This window comes from Halorubrum depositum (assembly GCF_007671725.1).
Taxonomy (GTDB): domain Archaea; phylum Halobacteriota; class Halobacteria; order Halobacteriales; family Haloferacaceae; genus Halorubrum; species Halorubrum depositum.
On record NZ_VCNM01000001.1, the window covers coordinates 423,086 to 443,392 of the forward strand.

22 protein-coding genes are annotated in these 20,307 nt (G+C 71.7%); 11 read left to right on the forward strand and 11 right to left on the reverse strand.

What is annotated here, in order from left to right:
* The first annotated feature begins 81 nt into the window (after positions 1–81).
* The 3 genes from arcS to FGM06_RS15920 all read left to right on the forward strand — a co-directional run bounded on the left by arcS (position 82) and on the right by FGM06_RS15920 (position 2,989).
* Positions 82–1,887, forward strand: a complete 1,806-nt coding sequence (gene arcS, locus FGM06_RS02245) for an archaeosine synthase subunit alpha (RefSeq protein WP_144797132.1) — start codon at positions 82–84, stop codon at positions 1,885–1,887.
* A gap of 167 nt (positions 1,888–2,054) precedes the next feature.
* Entirely contained in the window at positions 2,055–2,750 is a 696-nt protein-coding gene (locus tag FGM06_RS02250) for a helix-turn-helix domain-containing protein (protein ID WP_144797134.1), read from the forward strand.
* 74 nt (positions 2,751–2,824) lie between these two features.
* Positions 2,825–2,989 carry a DUF7838 family putative zinc beta-ribbon protein gene (locus FGM06_RS15920; protein ID WP_008006832.1) on the forward strand — a complete coding sequence of 55 codons (165 nt, stop codon included), beginning with the start codon at positions 2,825–2,827 and terminating at the stop codon, positions 2,987–2,989.
* 147 nt (positions 2,990–3,136) lie between these two features.
* Here the strand turns inward: FGM06_RS15920 and aceA are convergent, their stop codons facing one another.
* Both aceA and FGM06_RS16225 read right to left on the reverse strand, forming a co-directional pair.
* The gene (gene aceA / locus FGM06_RS02255; protein ID WP_144797136.1) at positions 3,137–4,222 is read right to left on the reverse strand and encodes an isocitrate lyase; all 1,086 of its coding nucleotides are present in this window, start codon (positions 4,220–4,222) and stop codon (positions 3,137–3,139) included.
* Between the two features lie 109 nt (positions 4,223–4,331).
* On the reverse strand, positions 4,332–4,613 hold the full coding sequence (locus FGM06_RS16225) for a hypothetical protein (RefSeq protein ID WP_144797138.1): 282 nt from the start codon (positions 4,611–4,613) through the stop codon (positions 4,332–4,334).
* A gap of 278 nt (positions 4,614–4,891) precedes the next feature.
* On the opposite strand from FGM06_RS16225, the gene thiL reads away from it, so the two are divergent.
* The gene (gene thiL, locus FGM06_RS02265; protein ID WP_144797140.1) at positions 4,892–5,785 is read left to right on the forward strand and encodes a thiamine-phosphate kinase; all 894 of its coding nucleotides are present in this window, start codon (positions 4,892–4,894) and stop codon (positions 5,783–5,785) included.
* Between the two features lie 77 nt (positions 5,786–5,862).
* Entirely contained in the window at positions 5,863–6,420 is a 558-nt protein-coding gene (locus FGM06_RS02270; RefSeq protein ID WP_144797142.1) for a sugar O-acetyltransferase, read from the forward strand.
* Positions 6,421–6,438: 18 nt separating this feature from the next.
* Here the strand turns inward: FGM06_RS02270 and prs are convergent, their stop codons facing one another.
* Positions 6,439–7,293, reverse strand: coding sequence for a ribose-phosphate diphosphokinase (gene prs / locus FGM06_RS02275; protein ID WP_144797144.1), 855 nt, complete (start codon positions 7,291–7,293; stop codon positions 6,439–6,441).
* A gap of 165 nt (positions 7,294–7,458) precedes the next feature.
* Between prs and FGM06_RS02280 the strand changes: the two genes are divergently transcribed.
* The gene (locus tag FGM06_RS02280; RefSeq protein WP_144797146.1) at positions 7,459–8,109 is read left to right on the forward strand and encodes an HVO_0476 family zinc finger protein; all 651 of its coding nucleotides are present in this window, start codon (positions 7,459–7,461) and stop codon (positions 8,107–8,109) included.
* Positions 8,110–8,238: 129 nt separating this feature from the next.
* Here the strand turns inward: FGM06_RS02280 and fer are convergent, their stop codons facing one another.
* Complete coding sequence (gene fer, locus FGM06_RS02285) at positions 8,239–8,628, reverse strand: ferredoxin Fer (protein WP_004596710.1); 390 nt, start codon at positions 8,626–8,628, stop codon at positions 8,239–8,241.
* A gap of 215 nt (positions 8,629–8,843) precedes the next feature.
* Between fer and FGM06_RS02290 the strand changes: the two genes are divergently transcribed.
* On the forward strand, positions 8,844–9,713 hold the full coding sequence (locus FGM06_RS02290) for a CheF family chemotaxis protein (RefSeq protein ID WP_144797148.1): 870 nt from the start codon (positions 8,844–8,846) through the stop codon (positions 9,711–9,713).
* A gap of 51 nt (positions 9,714–9,764) precedes the next feature.
* Positions 9,765–10,670 (forward strand): hypothetical protein, encoded by a 906-nt coding sequence (locus tag FGM06_RS02295; RefSeq protein WP_144797151.1) that lies wholly within the window; start codon positions 9,765–9,767, stop codon positions 10,668–10,670.
* An 88-nt stretch (positions 10,671–10,758) separates the two neighbouring features.
* On the opposite strand, the gene FGM06_RS02300 is transcribed toward FGM06_RS02295, so the two are convergent.
* Positions 10,759–11,640 (reverse strand): MOSC domain-containing protein, encoded by an 882-nt coding sequence (locus FGM06_RS02300; RefSeq protein WP_144797153.1) that lies wholly within the window; start codon positions 11,638–11,640, stop codon positions 10,759–10,761.
* Between the two features lie 54 nt (positions 11,641–11,694).
* Positions 11,695–12,537: an archaeal proteasome endopeptidase complex subunit alpha gene (gene psmA / locus FGM06_RS02305; protein ID WP_144797155.1), complete on the reverse strand. Its 843-nt coding sequence runs from the start codon at positions 12,535–12,537 to the stop codon at positions 11,695–11,697.
* Positions 12,538–12,770: 233 nt separating this feature from the next.
* On the opposite strand from psmA, the gene FGM06_RS02310 reads away from it, so the two are divergent.
* Genes FGM06_RS02310 through FGM06_RS02320 form a run of 3 tightly spaced genes read left to right on the forward strand, consistent with a single transcriptional unit; the run spans position 12,771 to position 16,106 of the window.
* Positions 12,771–14,210 (forward strand): hypothetical protein, encoded by a 1,440-nt coding sequence (locus tag FGM06_RS02310; protein WP_241662514.1) that lies wholly within the window; start codon positions 12,771–12,773, stop codon positions 14,208–14,210.
* The gene (locus FGM06_RS02315) at positions 14,203–14,934 is read left to right on the forward strand and encodes an ABC transporter ATP-binding protein (RefSeq protein ID WP_144797159.1); all 732 of its coding nucleotides are present in this window, start codon (positions 14,203–14,205) and stop codon (positions 14,932–14,934) included. The genes FGM06_RS02310 and FGM06_RS02315 overlap by 8 nt, the downstream gene beginning before the upstream one ends.
* Positions 14,931–16,106, forward strand: coding sequence for an ABC transporter permease (locus FGM06_RS02320; protein ID WP_144797161.1), 1,176 nt, complete (start codon positions 14,931–14,933; stop codon positions 16,104–16,106). The genes FGM06_RS02315 and FGM06_RS02320 overlap by 4 nt, the downstream gene beginning before the upstream one ends.
* 28 nt (positions 16,107–16,134) lie before the next feature.
* Here FGM06_RS02320 and FGM06_RS02325 read toward each other — a convergent pair whose 3' ends face one another.
* The 5 genes from FGM06_RS02325 to hisI form a co-directional block, all read right to left on the reverse strand.
* Positions 16,135–16,710: a dihydrofolate reductase gene (locus tag FGM06_RS02325; protein WP_144797163.1), complete on the reverse strand. Its 576-nt coding sequence runs from the start codon at positions 16,708–16,710 to the stop codon at positions 16,135–16,137.
* Positions 16,710–17,738, reverse strand: a complete 1,029-nt coding sequence (gene thyA / locus FGM06_RS02330; RefSeq protein ID WP_144797165.1) for a thymidylate synthase — start codon at positions 17,736–17,738, stop codon at positions 16,710–16,712. The genes FGM06_RS02325 and thyA overlap by 1 nt, the downstream gene beginning before the upstream one ends.
* Positions 17,739–18,156: 418 nt before the next feature.
* The gene (locus tag FGM06_RS02335) at positions 18,157–18,555 is read right to left on the reverse strand and encodes a hypothetical protein (protein WP_144797167.1); all 399 of its coding nucleotides are present in this window, start codon (positions 18,553–18,555) and stop codon (positions 18,157–18,159) included.
* Between the two features lie 68 nt (positions 18,556–18,623).
* Positions 18,624–19,784 carry a DUF7118 family protein gene (locus FGM06_RS02340; protein ID WP_144797169.1) on the reverse strand — a complete coding sequence of 387 codons (1,161 nt, stop codon included), beginning with the start codon at positions 19,782–19,784 and terminating at the stop codon, positions 18,624–18,626.
* A complete protein-coding gene (hisI, locus tag FGM06_RS02345) occupies positions 19,785–20,207 on the reverse strand; it encodes a phosphoribosyl-AMP cyclohydrolase (RefSeq protein ID WP_241662515.1) in 423 nt (140 codons plus the stop codon).
* Positions 20,208–20,307: the final 100 nt, after the last annotated feature.

Below are 20,307 nucleotides of genomic sequence, written 5' to 3' on the forward strand. Positions count from 1 at the left end.
CCGTCTCGACCGGCGGCTCGCAGGGCGATCGCTCCCGGCGCGGAACACAAGAGAATTGACCGTCCCCGCGCGAGGGGACGTATGACCGACCACTTCGAGGTCCACGAGCGCGACGGCGCCGCCCGACTCGGGGAGCTGCGGCTCGCCGAGCCGGTGACGACGCCGGCGCTCGCGGACCCGTTCCTCGAGGACGCGGGCAGCCTCTGGGCCGGCGACCGCGAGGTCCCCGACGGCGACGACGACGACGCGCTCACGGTCCTGCCGCACCGCTCGTTCCCCGCGGGGACCCGCGCGGAGGTCCGCGAGTCGTTCGCGGTCGACCATCCCGACGTCGACTACCCCTCCGCGGCCGTCGTCGACAGCGCGGGCGCCCGCGACGTCGGCGCCGACGCGTACCTGCTCTCGGACGCGTCCGGGTTCGTCGGCCACGGCGAGGCGTTCCGCGACGCGATCCTGGCGGCGAAGGAGTCGCTACCGGCCGACACCGCGCTGTTCCTCTCCGGGGTCGCCACGCCGCTGAACGTCGCCGTCCTCGCGTACGCCGGCGTCGACCTCGTGGACGCGACGCTCGCCCGGACGAAGGGGACGCAGGGGAAGTATCTCACCGCCGACGCCGAGCACTTCCTCGAGGACCTCGACGAGCTGCCGTGCGCCTGTCCCGCCTGCGCGACGCCGCGCGACGAGTTCACCCGCGCCGACTGCGCCGATCACAACGTGAACGCGATCCGCGCCGAGCTCCGACGGGTCCGCGAGCGGATCCGAGCGGGTCGCCTCCGGGACTACGTCGAGGGCCAGGCCCGTCACGAGCAGTGGCTCACGGCCGCGTTTCGCGAGTTCGACGACCAGTGGGGGTATCTGGAGGAGCGGACGCCGCTCATGCGCGACGCCGAAGTGACGGCGGCGAGCGCGGAGACGCTGGACCGCGTCGAGATCCGGCGGTTCGCCGACCGCGTGACGAGGCGGTACCGAAATCGGTTCACCGACCAGCCGCTCGTGCTGGTGCCCTGCTCGGCGACGAAGCCGTACAGCGACTCCCAGAGCCACGGGCAGTTCCACGACGCGATCCAGTGGCGCGGCCACACCGTCTCGATGACGTCGCCGATCGGCGTGGTCCCCCAGGAGCTGGAGACGACGTACCCGGCGCAGCACTACGACGCGGTCGTCACCGGCGACTGGAGCGAGGACGAGGTCGGATTCGTCGCCGAGGTGCTGCGGCGGTACCTGAAGCGGAACGACTACTCGCGGGTGATCGCGCACGTCCCCGAGGACGGCTACCGCGAGATCTGCGAGCGCGTCGAGGACGACCCCGCGGTCGACCTCCCCTTCGAGTACACCTGCGTCGGCCACCCGACGAGCGACGAGTCGCTCGGGGAGCTCAACGCCGCGTTACAGGGCGAGCCAGCCTACAGCAAGCGCGAGCGCGAGCACAACACGGTTCGGGCGCTCGCCGACTACCTGCTCGGCGACGGCGCCGGCGACGACCTGTTCGGCGGGCCGGGCGAGGCCGACATCCGAACGACCGGACGCTACCCCAAGCTCCAGGTGTGGGGCGACGACCCCGACGCCGGCCGCGAGGGCGAGCCGGGCGAGCAGCTCGCCACGATGGTTCCCCAGTACGGCACTCTCTCGTTCACCCTCGCCGGTGCGCGCCGCTGGGCCGAGAGCGACGCCCCCACCAAGCGCGTCGAGATCGACCCGTTCGTCCCGCACGGCTCCGTCCTGGCGCCCGGCGTCGTCGACGCTGACGACGGCATCCGCGTCGGCGACGAGGTCGTCATCGAGGGGCCGAAGGCGTTCGCGGTCGGCCGCGCCGAGATGTCCGGCCCGGAGATGGTCGACTCGACGCGCGGCGTCGCCAGCGAGGTCCGGCACGTCGACGAGAAGTGAACGCGTCGGCGTTCCGGGAACCCACACCGAATCGGTTAGGGTGCGCGACTAAGGTGGCGCGGCCCCGTGGTGTAACCGTCAGAGGCACGCCTCCGAGTTCCCGCCGCAGTTCGCCGCAGTGCCCGCGGGGAAAGGGTTGAAACCGGTCAAGAGTGAACCGTCGCGTAATGGCGTCCCAGAACTCCCCTCTGTCCGACGAGCGGGTGACGTACGTCGAATTCTCCCTTTCGAGCTCCGACCACCCCTTCGTCGCGGTGTCAGAGACTGACGGCGCAGAGGCGCTGCTGAGGGAGTTCATCCCGCGGGGAGCGGGGAGCTACGCCGAGTTCTTCTCGGTCGGCGGCGCCGAGCCCGAGACCGTCCTCGCGCACGCCGACGACCATCCGTCCGTGGAGGCGCGTCTCGTCGAGCGGTTCGAGGACGAGGTGCTGTTCGAGTTCGTCGTGGACGACGGGTGTCCCGCGGTCTTTCTCGGCGAGTCGGGCGCGCTCCCCTGCACCGTCGAGAGCCGAGGCGGGACCGGGACCGTGGGGGCGGAGGTCCCGCCGTCCGAGGACGTCACGACGGTCATCGACGGCTTCCTCGACGCCTATCCGGACGCCGAGCTGACGGTCAAACGAACGCAGCCCCACGGGACGCCGATCTTCGGACAGGGGTGTCTCCGCGCGGCCCTCGAAGCGGACATGACCGATCGCCAGCGGGACGTCCTCGAAGCGGCGCACGACTCCGGGTACTACGACTGGCCGCGAGCGGTCACCGCCGAGGAGCTCGCCGAGCGGTTCGACATCTGTCCGGCGACGTTCCACCAGCACCTCCGGGCCGCCGAACAGAAGCTCGTCGCGCTGTCCCTCAGACGGAACTGACGAGCGGCGTCGTGCGAGACGGCGACGACCGCCGAATCAGTAGCTTCAAAACCGCGCCGGACGGATCCGCGCACATGGCGCTCGAAAAGGACGTAGACTGTCCCTCGTGCGGGGAGACCCAGTCGTTCTACCGGACCGCGGCGATGACCCTCCACCTCGGCGAGAAGACGAAGTGGCGCTGTCCCGAGTGCGGCTACGGCTACGTCGAGATCAACGGGATCGACACGCTCCCGGCCTGATCCGCGAGCGGGAGTCTGGACCCGCGGTCTCACGCACCCTCTCGTTCTCTCGCACCGCAACCGACCACCGGCGATAAAAAAAGCGAGACGACCGGCCGATTCCGGTCTCGTTCCGCGACCGATTACGGTCCGCGACCGGGTCCGCGATCAGTCGTCGCTTTCGGCGGCGGGCGGCTCCTCCGGTTCTCCCTCGGCCTCTCCGTCCTCCGCGGCCGTGATCGGGTCGTTCTCCTCCTCGGTGAAGCCGGCGGACTCCTCCTGTCGGGCCGACGCCTCGGGGTCGAAGCGCGCCTCGACGTCCTGGTACCGCGGGACGAAGGAGAGCTCGTGGTGGCTCTCCGTCTCGTGGCCGAGGTAGCGGTCCTCGAGGTCGAACTGCGCTTGCTCGTCGTTCTCGGCGATGTTCTGCATGTCCTCGTACACCGCGTGGGCGCCCGAGTGGAGCCCGTAGAGGGTGATGAAGATGTACTGGTAGCCGAGGTCGCCGAGCTCCTCGAAGGTGAGCGGGTCCTCCTGCTCGCTCCACGCGAACGACGAGGAGTAGTTGAAGGCGAGGTCGAGGTCTGGGTGGGTCTCGTGGATCGTCTCGGCGTACTCGATCGCGTCCTCGCGGGACGGGTCGGGCATCTCCGGCCAGACGAGGTCGACGCCGGCGTCGGCGTAGATCCGGCCGCGTTCGAGGTGCTCCTCCCAGTCGCCGTTGGCGGAGCCGTACGCGTCGGTCCGCGCGATGATCACCGTGTCCTCGCTCTGCCTCGCGTCGACGGCCGCCTCGAAGCGCGACCGCGCCTGTTCGCGGGAGGCGATCTGCTTGCCGGCGATGTGGCCGCAGCGCTTCGGCGAGGTCTGGTCCTCGATGTGGACGGCGGCGACCCCGGCCTTCTCGTACTCGCGGACCGCCCGGCGGACGTTGTGGACGCCGCCGTAGCCGGTGTCGCAGTCGGCGACGACCGGGAGGTTCGTCGCCTCGACCATCCGCTTGGCGTTGTCGACCATCTCGGTCATCGTGACCATCTCCAGGTCGGGGAAGCCGAACTGGCCGAGCACGGTCGAGTAGCCGCTCATGTAGGCGGCGTCGACCCCGGCCATCTCCGCGAGGCGGGCGTCGAGCGCGTGGTAGATCCCGGGCGCGAACGTGTACTCCTGCTCCGCGAACAGCTCGCGGAGCCGGCGGCCGGCCGGGTTGTCGATATCTCTCTGGAAGACGTCGTCGTCGAGTTCGTTGGGATGCATGGGTGTCACTCCGCGGTGTCGCCGTCGGTGAACTGATAGGTCGCGCGTCGCGTGAACGTCGTCGGGTCCGGTCGCGGTCCGCGCCCGGTCCCCGCCAGCGGGACGGCGCTCATCGCGACCCCCCGTCGGTCCGCGGGCGGCGGGTCGGACGCAGGTCGGGGACTAGCGGCGCGTCCCGCTCCCCGTCGGTCGGCGGCGGGCTCGGGCGACGCGGGGTGTCGGTCGCGGTCGACCCCGTCGTCGACGTCCGGATCGTGGGGACGATCGGCGCACCCGCTTCCTCGGTGATCGGCGTGCGGCCGGGGATCGGGCGGGGAGAAGCGTCAGCGGTCGTCTGCTGGTCTGTCGGTCGGGTCCTCTCGGGCGTCGTGGTGTCGTCAGGTGTCGTCATCGGATCGTGTGGGTGGTTGCGGTGGTCGTCTGATGATCGGTCGGTCGGCGTATCGTGCTGCCGCGTGTCCGGATACGGGTACTGACATTGCACTCGGTTCGTTCGGAGGGATGGTAATAAACATAATGATCGATAATGATAATATTCGTTAATGTGTTTTACGCCTTTAAATGATGCGTGGTACCACGGAACACGGCCGCGGATCGAGGGCGTCGAGCGTGCAGATCGCGAGCGCCGGACCGATCCATACTAACCGGGTCCGGCGCGTTGTCTCGCCCGTGAACGAGCGCGACGCGCTTCGCCGGCTGGCTGCCGACCTGCCGCACGCGGGCGACGACGCCGCCGTCGTCGGCGACACCGTCATCACGACCGACATGCTCCACGAGCGCACCGACTTCCCGCCGGGGACCACGCGGTACACCGCCGGGTGGCGCGCGGTCGGCGCGTCGCTCTCGGACGTGGGGGCGATGGGCGCGAGCGCGACCGCCGCGGTCGCCGTCTACGCCGACAGCGCCTTCGACCCCGACCAACTGGACCGGTTCGTCGCCGGCGCGGTCGACGTCTGCGAGGCGGTCGGCGCCGAGTACGTCGGCGGCGACCTCGACGACCACGAGGAGTTCACGACCGCCTCGACCGCGATCGGCGACGTTTCAGACGCCGGCCCGGTAACGCGCTCGGGGGCGGCCCCGGGCGACGCGCTCTGCGTCACCGGCGAGTGGGGGCGGTCGGCGGCCGCGCTCCGGCTCTTCGAGCGCGGCGACGACGCCGCGGTCGAACGCGCCAATGAACTCTTCCGGTTCACGCCCCGCGTCGCCGACGGGGTCGCGCTCGCCGGGCGCGCGACCGCGATGATGGACTCCTCGGACGGCCTCGCCCGGTCGCTCCACCAGCTCGCGGAGGCGAGCGAGGTCGGCTTCGCGCTCGACCGCGACCGTCTCTCCGTCCACCCCGCTGTCGAGGACGTGGCGGAGGACTCGACCGACCGGTTCGAGCTCGCCGCGCACTTCGGCGAGGACTTCGAGCTCGTCTGCGCGGTGCCCGAAGGCGACCTCGACGCGGCCCGCGAGAACTGCCCGTCCGGGCTCACACGCGTGGGCACCGTCGTCGACGCCGCCGACGGGGTGACCGCCGACGGCGACCCCCTCCCTGACCGCGGCTACACGCACGGGTAGGTCGGACGGACGGGCGAGGAGACGGGCCGGGCGCGCGAACCGCCGGACCTTATGAGCTCGGCCCCGTCGCCCCGACCATGCCGACCGAGACGGAGCGGATGCTGTCCGGAGAGGCCTACGACTCGAGCGATCCGACGCTCGTCGCCGACCGCGAGCGCGCCCGCGACCTCGCCCGCCGCTACAACGCGACGAGCGAGGCCGAGCGGGATCGGCGCGAGCGGCTCCTCCGCGAACTGTTCGACGCGGTCGGAGAGGGCCCGACCGTCCAGCCTCCGTTCCGGTGCGACTACGGCTACAACGTCGCCGTCGGCGACGACTTCTTCGCGAACTACGGCTGCGTCTTCCTCGACTCGAATCCGATCGCCTTCGGTGACCGCTGTCTGCTCGGCCCGGGCGTTCACGTCTACACCCCGACGCACCCGCTCGACCCCGAGGAGCGCGCGACCGGCCGCGAGCGCGCGGAGCCGGTGACCGTCGGCGACGACGTCTGGATCGGCGGGCGCGCCGTGCTCAACCCCGGCGTGACCGTGGGCGACGGCGCGGTGATCGCCTCGGGCGCGGTCGTCGCGGAAGACGTCCCGGCGCGGACCGTGGTCGGCGGGAACCCGGCGCGAGTGATCCGGGAGATCGAGTGAGAGCGGAGGAGGGAAGCCCTACGCCAGCGCGTCGGCGAGGACGGGGGCGACGCTGACGACGCTGCAGCCGCGCTCGATGGTGTCGCTGCCGACGATGCGATCGACGCCGGCGCCGCGCAGCTTCGTCACGGCGTTGGCGGCGAGCATGGGGTGGACGCAGGCCGCGAGCACCGTCGCCGCGCCGCGGTCGTTCAGCACGGCCACCGACTCGCTCATCGTCGACCCGGTGGCGACGATGTCGTCGACGACGACCACGTCCCGCCCCCCGACCGCGGCGTCCGACGGCGACACCGCGACGGCGCCCGTCTCACGGTCGCGGTGCTTCTCGAAGTAGTCCGTCTCGCCGGCGCCGTACGCGTCCCGGACCGTCTCGGCGATGCCGACCGCGCCCTCGTCCGGCGCGAGGAACAGCGGCTCTGAGAGGCCGGTCGGCAGGGGATCGGCGAGGACGCCCGCCGCGTCGACCGTCTCGACGGCGACGTCGTAGAAGTCGGCGACGCCCGACTCGTGAGGGTTGACGAGGACGACGCGGTCGGTCCCGGTGGAGACCGCCCGCGCCATCGCCCGGGCGGAGACGGGCTCGCCGTCGCCGAACGACTGGTCCTGCCGGGCGTACCCCATGTACGGGAGGACGGTCGTCACGCGCTCGGCGCCGGCCTCGCGGACGGCGTCCTGCAGCTGGAGCAGTTCGACCCACGCCCGGTCGGAGTCGGTCGTCGCGACGACGACCGCCTCCTCGCCGTCGAAGTCGGGCACCGCCGCGAGCGTCTCCCCGTCCGGGAACCGGTCGTACGTCGGCGTCGCCAGCGGCCGGCCCGTCTCCTCGGCGAGCGCGGCCGCGAGCAGCTGTGAGCTGGATCCGGGAACGATCATGGGCGTCCGTTCCCCGGACACCGGTAAACCAGTTTCCTTACTCCGGCGGGGAGCGGCCGCCGAGAGCGGCTGTCACCGAACCGCCGTCGCGAGCCCCACGCGAGCGTGTGACGCACCGCGGCCACAGGGGCGGATATTTACGCGAGCGGCGGATACGACGCCGTAATGACCGAAACAGGAGACCGAGTCGGTCTCGCCTGCCCGTCGTGTTCGCCGGGCGAGGAGACCGTCCACGAAGTGTTACGCCCCGGCGGGCAGGCGACCGTCCGCTGCACCGACTGCGATCACACGTACAAGACCGAGATCCCGGAGGAGGAGACCGTCGGGCTGAAGATCGTCGTCTCGCAGGACGGCGAGTCGTTCACCACCCGGATGGACGTCCCCGCGGACACCTACGTCGGGACCGGCGAGGAGTTCGTCGTCGACACCCCCGACGCGCTGATGCAGGTTCGGGTGACCGGGATCGAGGTCGGCCCGGAGCAGCGCGTCGAGGAGGCCGACGTCGAGGACGTGGAGACGCTGTGGACCCGCGCGGTCGACAACGTCTCCGTCCCGGTGACGCTCCACCCGAAGGACGGGAACGCCGACGAGACGCGCTCGATCCGCGTGAACGTCCCCGGCGACTACGAGTTCACCGTCGGCGAGACGGTGGAGTTCGGCGACGAGGAGTTCGTCGTCGAGGGCGTCCAGATCCGCGAGGACGCCCCCGAGTACCGCCACGAGAAGCTGGACCACGACGGCGACTTCGCCTACGCGAAGGACTGCAAGCGGGTGTACGGCCGCGACGAGAGCCTGACGGCGTGGTCGGCCTGGTAGGGGGCGTCGCGAGGGGCGGAGAGGGCGACCGCTCTCCGGCGAAGCGCTTCGAAAAAACGGTGGCACCGATGGGGGTGACCCACATCGAACACCGTCTGTGAGTGCGACCGCGGCGTGGTCGGTGCGGCGTTAGATGACGCGGTTCTGCAGGTAGTCGAGGTGTTTCGCGTTGTAAACGATCTTGACCTCGTCGGTCGCCGGGCTCCCGATGCAGGTGAGACGGACGTTCTTCTCTTCGACCTCCTCGTCGGAGAGGATCTGCTGCATGTCCATCTCGATGTCGCCCTCCTTCACGATGGAGGCGCAGTTCGCACAGGCGCCGGCGCGGCACGAGAAGGGCCAGTCGTAGCCCTGCGCCTCGGCCGATTCGAGGATGTATTCGCCTTGGTTCACTTCGAGGGTGCCGTAGTCCTCGGCGTCGAGGTCGGCGTCGGCGGCCTCCTCGAACAGGTTGTCGTCGTCCATCGACCAGCCGTGGTCGTCGAGCACTTCGTAGTTGAGGTATTCTACTGTGGGCATCACCCGACGATTTAACGCCCTCCTCATTAGGCTTTGCTGTTCCCCACGTCTCGGCGTCCGATCGATCGACCGATCGAAGCCGATCGGGACCGAACGCGAGGCGATCGACGGCCGAACACGTTTCGCTCGCGCCGCGCGCGGGTCCTGACAACTCGTTATCACGACTGATACGTCGTGGGTAACAGTAAATAGCGAACGGCGCCTACGACTGTCCGATGGGAGAGTCCGTCGTCGCCGACTTCGTCGGTCGCGTCCACGCCCCGGACGTCGGGAGCGACGAACCGGTGACGGGGCGCGTGCTCCTGAGCGGACGCCGGCTGGTGCTCGCGACGGACGACGGGAAGACGACCGTCCCGCTCGCCGGCGTCTTCGACGTGGTCGTCGGCACGGTCCCCGGCGACCTCCGGTCGTTTTTCAGCGACAGCGTCACCCTCGCGTACGAGCGCGGGAGCGAGCGGCGCACGGTCCTCGTCGAGGGCGAGCCGGAGGACATGGACCGGTTCACCCGCCTGCTGTTCAAGGCCCTGTTGCGCGACGTGATGGTCACCGTCCGGCACCCCGCGAAGGTGGGCGGGCGCGTCACGGACGCCTCGGACCACGCGGCGTCGGTCGCGCTCTCGTCCGGTGCGATCCGCTTCGTCGACTGTCCCGATCCGTTCGAGGTCGACCTCTCCGCCGTGATCGACTACGAGCGGACCGACCGGACACTCGCGGGGACGCAGCGGCCCGCGCTCGTGTTCCGTCACGTGGTCGACTCCCAGACGGTCACGTCGATCGCGACCGTTCCGAACGAGCGCACGCTGAACGTGCTCGGCCGGTACCTCAAGCTGGAGTACGACGACGCGATGGAGGAGCTCGAGTCGTTCGACCCGACCGAGGAGCAGCTGGAGATCCTCGTGTCGATCTACTCGGCCGGCGGCGAGGCGGACATCGCCGACGTCGTCACGGGCGACGTCACGCAGACGTCGATGATCCTCGACACGCTCCGCGAGGAGGGACTCGTCGTCGACGGCGAGTCGGGCGCGGCGCTCACGCGCAAGGGGCAGATGATCGTCACCTCGTACCTGGAGTCGGTCAACGCCTGACCGGGCGATCTCGGGGGAAGTTTCAAGCTCGTGCGGACGAAGGGTGTTCACATGCCAGACGACCGCCACGGGCGTTCGACGCGGCTCGACGCCGCGGCCCGCGAGCGGGGGCTCGACGCGCCGGCGGACGACCGCCGCAACGGAGGGCCGCCCGACGACGCGGGACCGCGGACCGCGCGGGTGCCGGAGCCGCACGTCCACGACACCTTCTCGGTCGACGGGATCGACACGAAGCGACGCGAGGGGCTGCTGGAGGCCGTTCTCCTCGACCGCGACGGCGTCAGCGCCGCCTCGGCGACGAAGCGGAACGGGACGGTCGGGGTCCACCACGACCCCGACGTCTCCCGCGAGGAGCTCAGAGCGGAGCTCGAGGCCTGCGGGCTCGTGGTCGCACCGGGCGACGCGGCGTTCGAGGTGCGGCGCGCCGCGCAGTTCGACTCCGCGCGCGTCGCCGTCGCCGTCCTCTTCGGGCTGATGGTGGCGACACCCTACATCGCCGTCCTCTACCCCACGCGGGTCGAGTGGCTGTTCTACGACCCGGTGACGGTGCAGTACCTCCAGTCGATCCTCGACTCGAACGTGGCGACGCACTTCTTCGTCAACCTCGGCTCGCTGTCGGGGATCGCGTTCCTCGTCGCCTGCGGCCCGATGATCAAGCGGTCGCTCTCCGCGGCGGCCGCGGGGGAGGTGACGAACGAGAGCGTCTTCGTGGCGGGCGTCGTCGCCCTCTTCGGCTACAGCACGCTCGCCGCGTTCACGGCGTTCGAGGGCGCCGTCCACTACGACCTCGTCGCGTACGCGGTCGTCGGCGTCACCCTCTGGAACCACTTCGGCGTCGGCGAGACGACACCCGACACCGCGGGCGTCGCGGATCCGACCGCCGACGGGAGCGGGACCGCCGACGCCGCGACCGAGGCCGACGAGGAGCCGGTCGCGATGACCGACGGCGGTCGGTAGTCGCCGGCGGTCGCACCGCGCGTTACCTTTTAGCTGAGCTCGCCAGTTCGGACGCGCCGAGCGCCCAGCACGGCTCTCCGTCGACCGCTCAGTACAGCTCTCGGTCGAGCGGCTCGACGCCCGCGATCGTCACCTCGTCGCCGACCGCGAGGGACGACCCCCACCACTCCTCCGGGACGACGGTGTTCACCATGAGCCGGAAGTCGTGGTCGAAGCGGTCGCTCTCGGTCCAGTCTGGAAGGGTCTCTCGCCGCTTTCGCACGAACCGCTCGCGGAACCCCTCGATCGCCTCGCCCGTGTCCGGGTTCCGGGACGGGACGACGCAACGCTGGCAGGGGTTGACCCCCAGCAGCTCGGCGTCGCCCGCGGCGAACCGCACGGCCTCCCCGCGGTCGGCGAACAGCCGGTCCTCCCAGAACGCGGGACAGTCGTCGATGACGACGCTGGGGCGGAGCCGCCGGCGCATCTCCGTCGCGTCCGCGACCGCGTCGAACCAGCCCGCGACGGTCTCGAGGGTCGCGCGCGAGACCACCGTCGGGCCGCGGGCCGTCCGGTCGTCGGGGAGTCCGCCGTCGGGCTCGCACACTAGGTCGACGGCGTAGCCGAGGTAGTCGCCGACCCACGCTTCCAGCGCGTCGCCGTCGTCGGGGAGCGCGAAGATCCGCTCGCCCGCGGCGGTCCCCGTCTCGGGCCGCGCCGGCCGCGAGAGGGTCACCGCGGTCGGCGTCGCGTCGGTCGGACCCGCCAGCTCGTAGCTCGCGCGGAGCCCGTGGACCGCGGGCTCGCGCTTCCCGTTGACGTAGCCCCCGCTCCCGCCGACGGAGGCCTCGTGGGGGTCGACGCCGGCCTCGACGAGCGCGTACGTGCGGTCGCCGCGGAGGGCGCCCGCGGCCCCGAGTTCGGCGCGGTCGAGGGCGACGCCGTCGTTCGACTTCAGCGGGTAGGCGACGAGTTCCGCGATGCGTGCCATGCCCCGCGTTCGACGGGGGGAGAGAAAAGCGATCGGCCGATTGCGACGGCGGCGCTACTCCTCGTCGCTCGCGTCGGCGTCGTCCGCGCCGTCAGCGTCGGTTCCGTCGTCCGCGCCGTCAGCGTCGGTTCCGTCGTCCGCGCCGTCAGCGTCGGTCCCGTCGTCCTCCTCGTCGCCACCGAGCCCGGCCGCCTCGAACGCCTCGGCGACCTCGTCGGCGGGGACGGTCCGGTAGCCGTCGGCCTCGGTGATCGTCGCGACGGCGACGTCGTCGGGCTCGAACTCGTCCTCGTGGGCCGCGAGCGCGGCGAGGCCGAGCTCGACGCCGGCGGTCAGCGAGAGGTCGTCGCTCCACTCCTCCTCGAGGTGTCCCTGGATGTCCTGTCGGCCGCCGCCGATGACGGTCGCCTTCCACTCGTTCGGCGTGCCGGAGGGGTCGGCGGCGAACAGGCGCGGCTCGCCGTCGTCGATGCCGCCGATGAGGAGCGCGGCGCCGTACGGGCGCGTGCCGCCGCGCTGGGTGTTCTCCTGGATGTGGTCGGTGACGAACTTCGTCAGCGTCTCGACGCCGACGGGCTCGCCGTAGCGCAGGCGGTTCCCCTGCGACTGCCGGCGCGCGAGGTCGATCAGCTGTCGCGCGTCCGCGACGTGGCCCGCGCTCGCGGTGCCGAGGTGGTCGTCGAGCTTGTGGAGCTTCTCGATGCTCTCCGCCTCCATCAGCGTCGAGGAGGCGCGGGACATCGCGACGAACACGACGCCCTCCGCGGTGCGGATCCCGACGCTCGGCGCGCCGCGCGAGACCGCCTCGCGGGCGTACTCGACCTGGTAGATGCGCCCGTCGGGCGAGAACAGCGACGTGCCGCGGTCGTACGCCTGCTGGTCGTTGCCGCCCATCATCGCCGATCACCCGCTCTCGCGGTGTCGCTTTGGCTCATTACCCGTCCTTACGCCGGACGGTTGAAAAAGGGTCCGTAACCGGTACGTGTCGGCCGTGACCCGGCTCCCTTTACACGCTCGCGGCCGGCGAGGGCGGCGAGTCGCCGCTCCCGACCCCCGCCTACGACGGATATATGCCGATCGCTCCCCTAACAGGGTCGACATTGACTCCCACACGAACGACAGCCGCCCTGATGGCCCTCCTCGCGCTGCTCGCGGCCGTCGGCGGGGCCGCGGCGGTGCCCGACGCGCGGATCGCCGTCGACGGGGTCGAGCCGAGCACGAGCGAGCCCGTCGTCGGCGAGCGCACGAGCCTGAACGTCACCCTCTCGAACTCCGGCGGGAGCCCCGCCGCCGCCGACGTGCGGAGCGTCAGGGTCGTCGCCGGCGCGGGCGACGACGCGGAGCCGCTGGACGAGGCGACCGCGGTCGGCTCGCTCTCGCCCGGCGACTCCCTCGACGTGACGCTGTGGACGCGGTTCGACGAGCCCGGCGAGCGACGGCTCACGGTCGAGGTCGTCGCCGAGGAGGAGGCGACCGGCGACGAGGAGGCGGGCGAGGGCGGAACGGTCACCGTGACGCGCGACGTGGTCCTCGACGTCCAGCCGGCCGAGGTGACGCTCGACCTCCGGACCCGCGGGCTCGCCCCGGAGGACCTGCAGAGCGACGACGAGAGCGAGGGCGCCGGCGGCATCGGCGTGAGCGGGATCGAGGGGATCTTCGGCGGCGGTGGCGGCGGGCTCGATACGGGAGAAGACGCCGAAGAGGCCGTGCGGTCGGCCGATTCCCCCGTAGCGGTGACCGTGGTCAACACGGGGACGACGACCGCCGACCGCGTGAGCCTGACCGCGGTCGGTGAGCCGGTCGCGGGCGCTGAGGGGAGCGGGGACGGAACAGACGGGAGCGACGCGGACGGCGGCGGCGACGCGAACGGCGGAGCCGATGACGCCGACGGCGAGGGGTTCGAGGCCGGCCCGTACGTCGTCGAGGACATCGCGCCCGGCGAGGAGCGCGAGGTCCTCGTCGATCTCGGACCGCTCGACCGACGCTCGGCGGTGACGTTCACGGCGGCGTTTCGTTCGGGACTCGACGCGCAGGCGGGCGCCGGCGCGGAGCGGACCGCGACGTCGACGCTCCGATACCCGGCGCACGACGGGGCACCGACGGTCACCGACGCGGTCGTCGAGGCGGCCGGGGACGGCGCGGTCACCGTCGACGCCAACCTCGGCAACGCGGGCGGCGGTGAGCTGGAGGGCGTCGTCGTCTCGGTCGGGGAGGCGCCGGGCGTCGAGCCCACGCCCGCCGGCCGCGAGTACTTCGTCGGCGCGGTCGGCGCCGGCGACTTCGTCGCCTTCGACCTGCGCGCGACCGCGAACGCGTCGGTCGCCGACGAGGTGCCGATCCGGATCGCGTACACCGAGCGCGGCGTGCGGTACGTCGAGACCGAGACGGTGGCGCTCCCCGACCCGGACGGGAGCGACGGCGGGTCGGGTACCGTCGGGACACTGGGATCGGTCGGATCGCTCAGTCCCGCGGACGCGATCGGCCCCGTCGGGGCGCTCGGGGCGATCGGCCTCGTCGGCGTCGCCGGGGTCGCCGTCGCGGGCGTCCTCGTCCGCCGCCGCGATGTATAGCGTCGCGCTGCGGGGCGCGACCAAGCGCTACCCAGGCGGGGGAGCCGAGCCGGTGGTCGCGCTCGACGACGTCGACTTCGCGGTCGAGCCGGGCGAGTTCGTCGCGGTCGTCGGCCCGAGCGGTTCCGGGAAGTCGACGCTGCTGAACGTGCTCGGCCTGCTCGACGACCCCACCGAGGGCGAGCGGCACCTCGACGGGACGGACGTGACGAGCCTCTCGGTGGCCGAGCGCACGGCCGCGCGCAAGGAGTCGATCGGCTTCGTCTTCCAGGACTTCCACCTGCTGCCGACGCTGACGGCGGTCGAGAACGTCGCGCTGCCGACTGCCTTCGACCCCGGCGACGCGAGCGACCGCGCCGCCGCCCTGCTCTCCCGGTTCGGGCTCGGCGACCGGCTCGACCACGAGCCCGCGGAGCTGTCCGGCGGGCAGAAACAGCGGGTCGCCATCGCCCGGTCGCTGATCAACGAGCCGTCGGTGCTCCTCGCCGACGAGCCGACCGGGAACCTCGACACGGAGACCGGCGAGTCGATCCTCGCCGAGTTCGAGCGCGTGAAGGCGGAGGGGGTCGCCGTCGTCGCGGTGACGCACGACCCGCTCGTCGAGGGGTACGCCGACCGGGTCGTCGAGCTCACCGACGGCGTGCTCGCGGGCGGGATGCCGGACGAGGGTAACGAGGAGGGACCGCGACGCGACCGCGAGACCGCGACCGCGGAGGACCGATGAGCGGACCGTCGCCGAAAGGGCGGCCGGGAACCGCCGGGTGGCTCCGCGGCTGGCGCCCCGCGGTCGCGATGGCCGCGCGGAACCTGCGCCGGAACCGGGTGCGGACCGCGCTCGCGGTGCTGGGCGTCTGCATCGGCGTGCTCGCAGTCGCTGCGCTCGGGATCTTCGGCAACGTGCTGGCGCTCGGCGCCGACGACGCCATCGGCGACATCGGGACGCAGGTGGTGGTCTCGCCGAACGCCGACGCCGGGGTCCAGTCGCTCTCCGAGGCCGACGTGGCCGACGTCCGGCGCGCGGTGGGCGAGCCGGCGGTCGTCCCGCTGTACTCGGACAGCGCGGTCGTCGCCGGCCCGAGCGGGCGGGAGTTCGCGACCGTCTACGGCGTGGAGGAGCCGGCACTCGCGTTCGAGGCCGCCGAAGGGCGACTCCCCGAGCGCCACAGGCGGGGCGCGATCGTCGGGGCGGGCGTCGCCGAGGAGCTGGGCGTCGGCGCCGGCGACAGCGTCGAGATCGCCGGGTCGCAGGTCCGGGTCGTCGCGGTGCTCGCCGAGAGCCAGACGTTCAGCCCGGTGGCGCCCGACGACGCCGTCTTCCTCCCCGAGTCCGCCTTCTCGGCGGACGGGTACGCGCAGGCGCTCGTCGTCGCCGAATCGGGGGAGGCCGCGCGGGCCGCGGCCGACGACATCCGCGCGGAGGTGAACGCCCGCGAGGAGCGCGTCGACCTGTTCGAGCTCGCCGCCATCGTCGACGAAGTGAACGAGTTCTTCGGGCTGCTCAGCACGTTCCTCCTCGGTCTGGGCGCCATCTCGCTCGTCGTCGCCGGCGTCTCGATCCTCAACGTCATGTTGATGAGCACCGTCGAGCGGCGGCAGGAGATCGGCGTGATGCGCGCGGTCGGCGTGACGCGGCGCGACGTGTTGCGCGTGCTGCTCGCGGAGGCCGGTCTCATCGGCGCGGCCGGCGCCGCCGCGGGGACGCTCCTCACCGTCCTGCTCGTCGCGGGACTGGTCGCCGCGACGCCCGAGGTCGACGCCGCCCTCGCGCTCGACCCGACGAACGGCTACTACCTGCTCCTCGCGCTCTGCTTCGGCGTCGGCGTGGGGCTCGTCAGCGGCGCCTACCCGGCCTGGAAGGCGGCGAACGAGCGCCCCGTGGAGGCGCTGCGGAGCTGACCCGGTCCGCCCTCTCCGGCGGTCGGCATCACCGGTCTACGCGTTCGTACGTGACGAACGCGAGGTCGCCGCCGGCGTCGGTGTCGGCGTCCGCGACGACCTCGCGGTCGACCTCGTGCCACGCGTCGTCGTCCCAGTCGGGGAAGCGCGTGTCGCCGTCGGGACGCCCGGGGACCTCCGTCAACACCATCCGGTCGGCGCGGTCGAGGAACTGTTCGTACACCGCCGCACCGCCGATCACGTACGCCTCGTCGACGCCTCGGTCGGCGGCGTCGGCGGCGGCGAGCACGACCGCCCCGGTGACGTCGTTGGCGACGACCGCCCCCTCCGGGAGGTCGAGGTCGCGCGTCGTCAGCACGACGCTGGTGCGGTCGGGGAGCGGGCCGCCGATCCGGTCGGCGATGCTCTCGTACGTCTTCCGGCCGACGATCACGGGATGGCCGGTTGTGAGCCGCTTGAAGTGGGCCAGATCCGCCGGGTAGTGCCACGGCATCCCCCCCTCGTCGCCGATGACGCCGTTCTCGGCGACCGCGGCGACGACGACGAGGTCGACGTCGGCGCCCGGGAGACCGTCTTCGGTGCTCCGGGAGGCGTCGCCGGCCATCACTCCGCGACCGCGAACGAGAGCCCGTCCGCGGAGTCGTAGTCGACGAGTTCGACGTCCTCGTAGGTCAGCTCGTTGAGGGGGGCGTCCGCGATCTCGATCCGAGGGCGCTCGCGCGGCTCCCGCGAGAGCTGTTCGAGCAGGCCGGGGACGTGGTCGTACCCCTCCTCGCCGTCCGCCTCGTCGGGCGCGGTCCGCTCGACCCAGCTCTTCACGTCGAGGTAGTCGGCCTTGCTCTCGACGTTCCCGAGCCGCTCCTGCACGTACGGGAGGTTGTTCGCGTACCACTTCCCGCGCTCGCCGCGGCCGCAGTAGACGTGCGCGTCGACGACGGTGTGGCCGAACTCACCGACCTCGAACCCCGTCCGCTGGGCGAGCGCGTTCGCGAGCAGCGCGTACGCGGCGATGTTGAACGGCACGCCGAGCGCGATGTCGCCCGACCGCTGCGTGAGGTGGAGGTTCAGCCGGCCGTCCTGAACGTTCACGACGAACGAGTAGTGACACGGCGGGAGCGTCGAGGTCGCGGCGTTGGCGGGGTGCCACGCGTTGACGACCATCCGGCGCGAGCGGGGGTTCTCCTCGAGGGTGTCGATCACGTACTGAATCTGGTCGAACGTCCGGCGCTCGGTTCCGTCGGGGTCCTCCTCGACGGTCACCCAGCGGTGGGCGTCCTCGGGCCACGTCTCGCCGGGGAGCGCGGCGTCCTCGTCCGGGACCGGGAACCGGCGCCAGAACCGGCCGTAGGCGGTGTCGAGGCGGCCCTCCTCGTCGGCCCACGCGTCCCAGATCTTCGTCTCCTCGCGGAGATTCCGGACGTGCTCCTCGCCGGAGAGGTACCACAGCACCTCGTGGATGAGCGAGTACCACCGGTAGCCGTCCATCTTCTTGGTGGTGAGGAGCGGGAACCCCTCCGCGAGGTCGACGGTGTACTGCCCGCTGAACGACGCGATCGTGTCGACGCCGGTCCGGTTCGGCTTGTACGTGCCCGTCGACAGGGTGTCGTCGACGAGATCGAGGTACTGTTGCATGGTGGTCGACGTCGCACCCGTCCGGCAAGCGCGGGGAACGACGAGTCTGTCGGGTCAAATGCGCGGGGGGAAACTAAGTGTGTCGCGACGACTCGAACGGGTGTCCACGCGCTCGTCGCCGTCGAGCCCTGGTTTATAAACAATCGAAGCGGTGGCGCGCCTCCGAGCGGCCGCCATCGGCGGCCGCGAGGAGCCCGCGAGGGAGTCGCTGGCGTCGTCGACGCCAGCGACAGGGCGAGAGCTTCGCTCTCGCTTGCAACCGGCGCTACGCGCCGGTGACGAGGCTGGGGAGGCGCGAGGCTGTGCGGTCGCGGTGCGGGGTGGGAGTCAAAGGAGCAGCCTCACGGCTGGGGCTTTGGAGATGTTCACCGCGCCGTCAACGATTCATAAATAGCCGATCACGACACCCCAATCAAGTTCATATAGCCGTCACCCAGGCCCGGTAGTCGTCGTCGAGCCCGTACACTTCGCGGAACGCGCGCTCGACGAACCCCGCCACGCGGTTCGCGTCCGAGCGCGCGGTGACGACCGCGTTCGTCCCCTCTGCCTCCTCCGGGCTGACGAGCTCGTCGATCCGGAACTCGGGGAACTCGCCGAGGAGCGCTTTCAGCCGCTCCAGCTCGTCGTCCGTGCAGTCCAAGATCAGCTCCGTGCCGGCGAGCTGGATCCACGGCGGCACCTCGCCGCCCTCGGTGACGTCGCTGTCGGGGTCGACGTCGACGGTCATCACGTCGCTCGACCGGGCGCGGTGCGCGGTCGCCGCGTCCGCGAACAGCTTCAGCCGCTCGTCCTCGGTGGCGGCGTCGAATCGGGTCATGCCACCACGTCGGCGCCGGCGGCTCTTGAAAGGGCGCGCTTCGCCGAGAGAAATGACTTAAAAGGCCGTTACCGTTCCGTCTCCGCGAGCACGTCCTCGACGATCTCGAGGGTGCGCTCGGCCTCGCGCACCCGGTCGTCGACGGCGCCGGTCCGCACGAGCTCCAGCTCCGGCTCGTCGAGCGCGTCGCGCACCTCGGCGGCGCGGCGGAGCCGCTCGTACTCCCCGTCGCGCGCGAGGTCCCGGACCGCCCGCAGCGTCGCGACCGTCTCGTCGTCGGCGACCCGCGAGACCAGCGGGATCAGCTCGTCGATCTCGTAGGCGAGCTCGTCGCCGGCGGCGGGCGGCCAGCCGAGCGTCAGCGGCTCGCCGTCGAGCCGCTCGATGTACGTGCGGTGGACCGCGACCGCCGTCCGGAGCGCGCCGGGGTCGTCGACGTAGTGCTCCAGCTTCGAGTTCGAGTAGTCCGCGTACTCCAGCAGGGTCGGGAGCGGCTCCTCGCCGGCCTCGTACTCCGCGACGTAGTCGGCCAGGTCCGTCGGCGGCACGTCGACGTCGACGAACGGGGTGGCGTCCGCGCGGTCGAGGAAGGCGAAGACGTCGCGGGCCGACGCGGACTTGAAGAAGTCGTCGAACGACTCCCGAACCGCCTCGTTGTACGTCTCGACCGGCTCGCGGAGGCGGTCGACGTCGGAGTCGAGGTCGGCGTCGGCCATGTCCGCGACCTCGCGCAGCTCGTCGAGCCGGGCGGCGAGACGCTTCTTCGCCTCCCGGGCGTCCTTGCGGGCGATCCGGTAGTCGTCGACCGCCTCGTCGCGGTCGGAGAGCAGGTCGAGGTACTCCCCGGCGGGTTCGAGCGCGTCGCGGGCCGCCTCGAAGTCCGACTCGGAGAGCCGCTTCTTGTCGACCGCCTCGTCGGCGGCCGCGAAGGCGTCGGAAGCGAGGGCGTCGTCGTCGACGTCGACCGCGTTCGCGAACTCGCCCTCGAACCGGACGTACGCCTCGAAGTCCCCGCTGCCGACCGCGTCCCCCTCGTACTGGTCGAGCACGCGGTGAGCCCGTCGGTACGTGTCCGCCGCGGCCTCGACGCGCTCCCGGCCGAGGTCGGCGATCCGGCCTTCGAGCCGCCGGAGCTCGTCGTAGCGCTCGCGGAGCGTCGCGGCCGCTTCACCCGCCTCGGCGACCGGGTCGGCGCCGCTTGCCTCGGTCGTCGCCCCCGCGCCGCCCATTCAGTACACCTCGTCCGGGTCGAAGACGCGCTCCCCGACGTTCTCGCCGTCGATCGTTCGGTGGAAACAGGAGCGGTGGCCCGTGTGACACGCCCCGACGTTCTGGTCGACGAGGTACAGCAGGGTGTCGGCGTCGCAGTCGACGCGCACCTCCCGGACCGCCTGCGTGTGGCCGGAGGAGCCGCCCTTGTGCCACAGCTCGTCGCGCGACCGGGAGTGGTAGTGCGCCTCGCCCGTCTCGCGGGTGCGGTCGAGCGCCTCCGGCGAGACGTACGCGAGCATCAGCACCTCGCCGGAGTCGGCGTCCTGGGCGATCGCGGGGACGAGCCCGTCCTCGCCGAAGTCCACGTCGATCGCCTCGGCGGCGTCCCCGCTCGCTCCGGAGTCCCCTCCCGCGCTCCCGTCCGCGTCGGCGTCGCTCATGTCTCGCTCGAAGCGCGGGGCTCGAATAGTCCTTTTGTCTGTTCTCGCTCCGACGGTCGGTGAGGGTGTCGGCCGACCCGGGAGACGCCGGTCGCTCCCG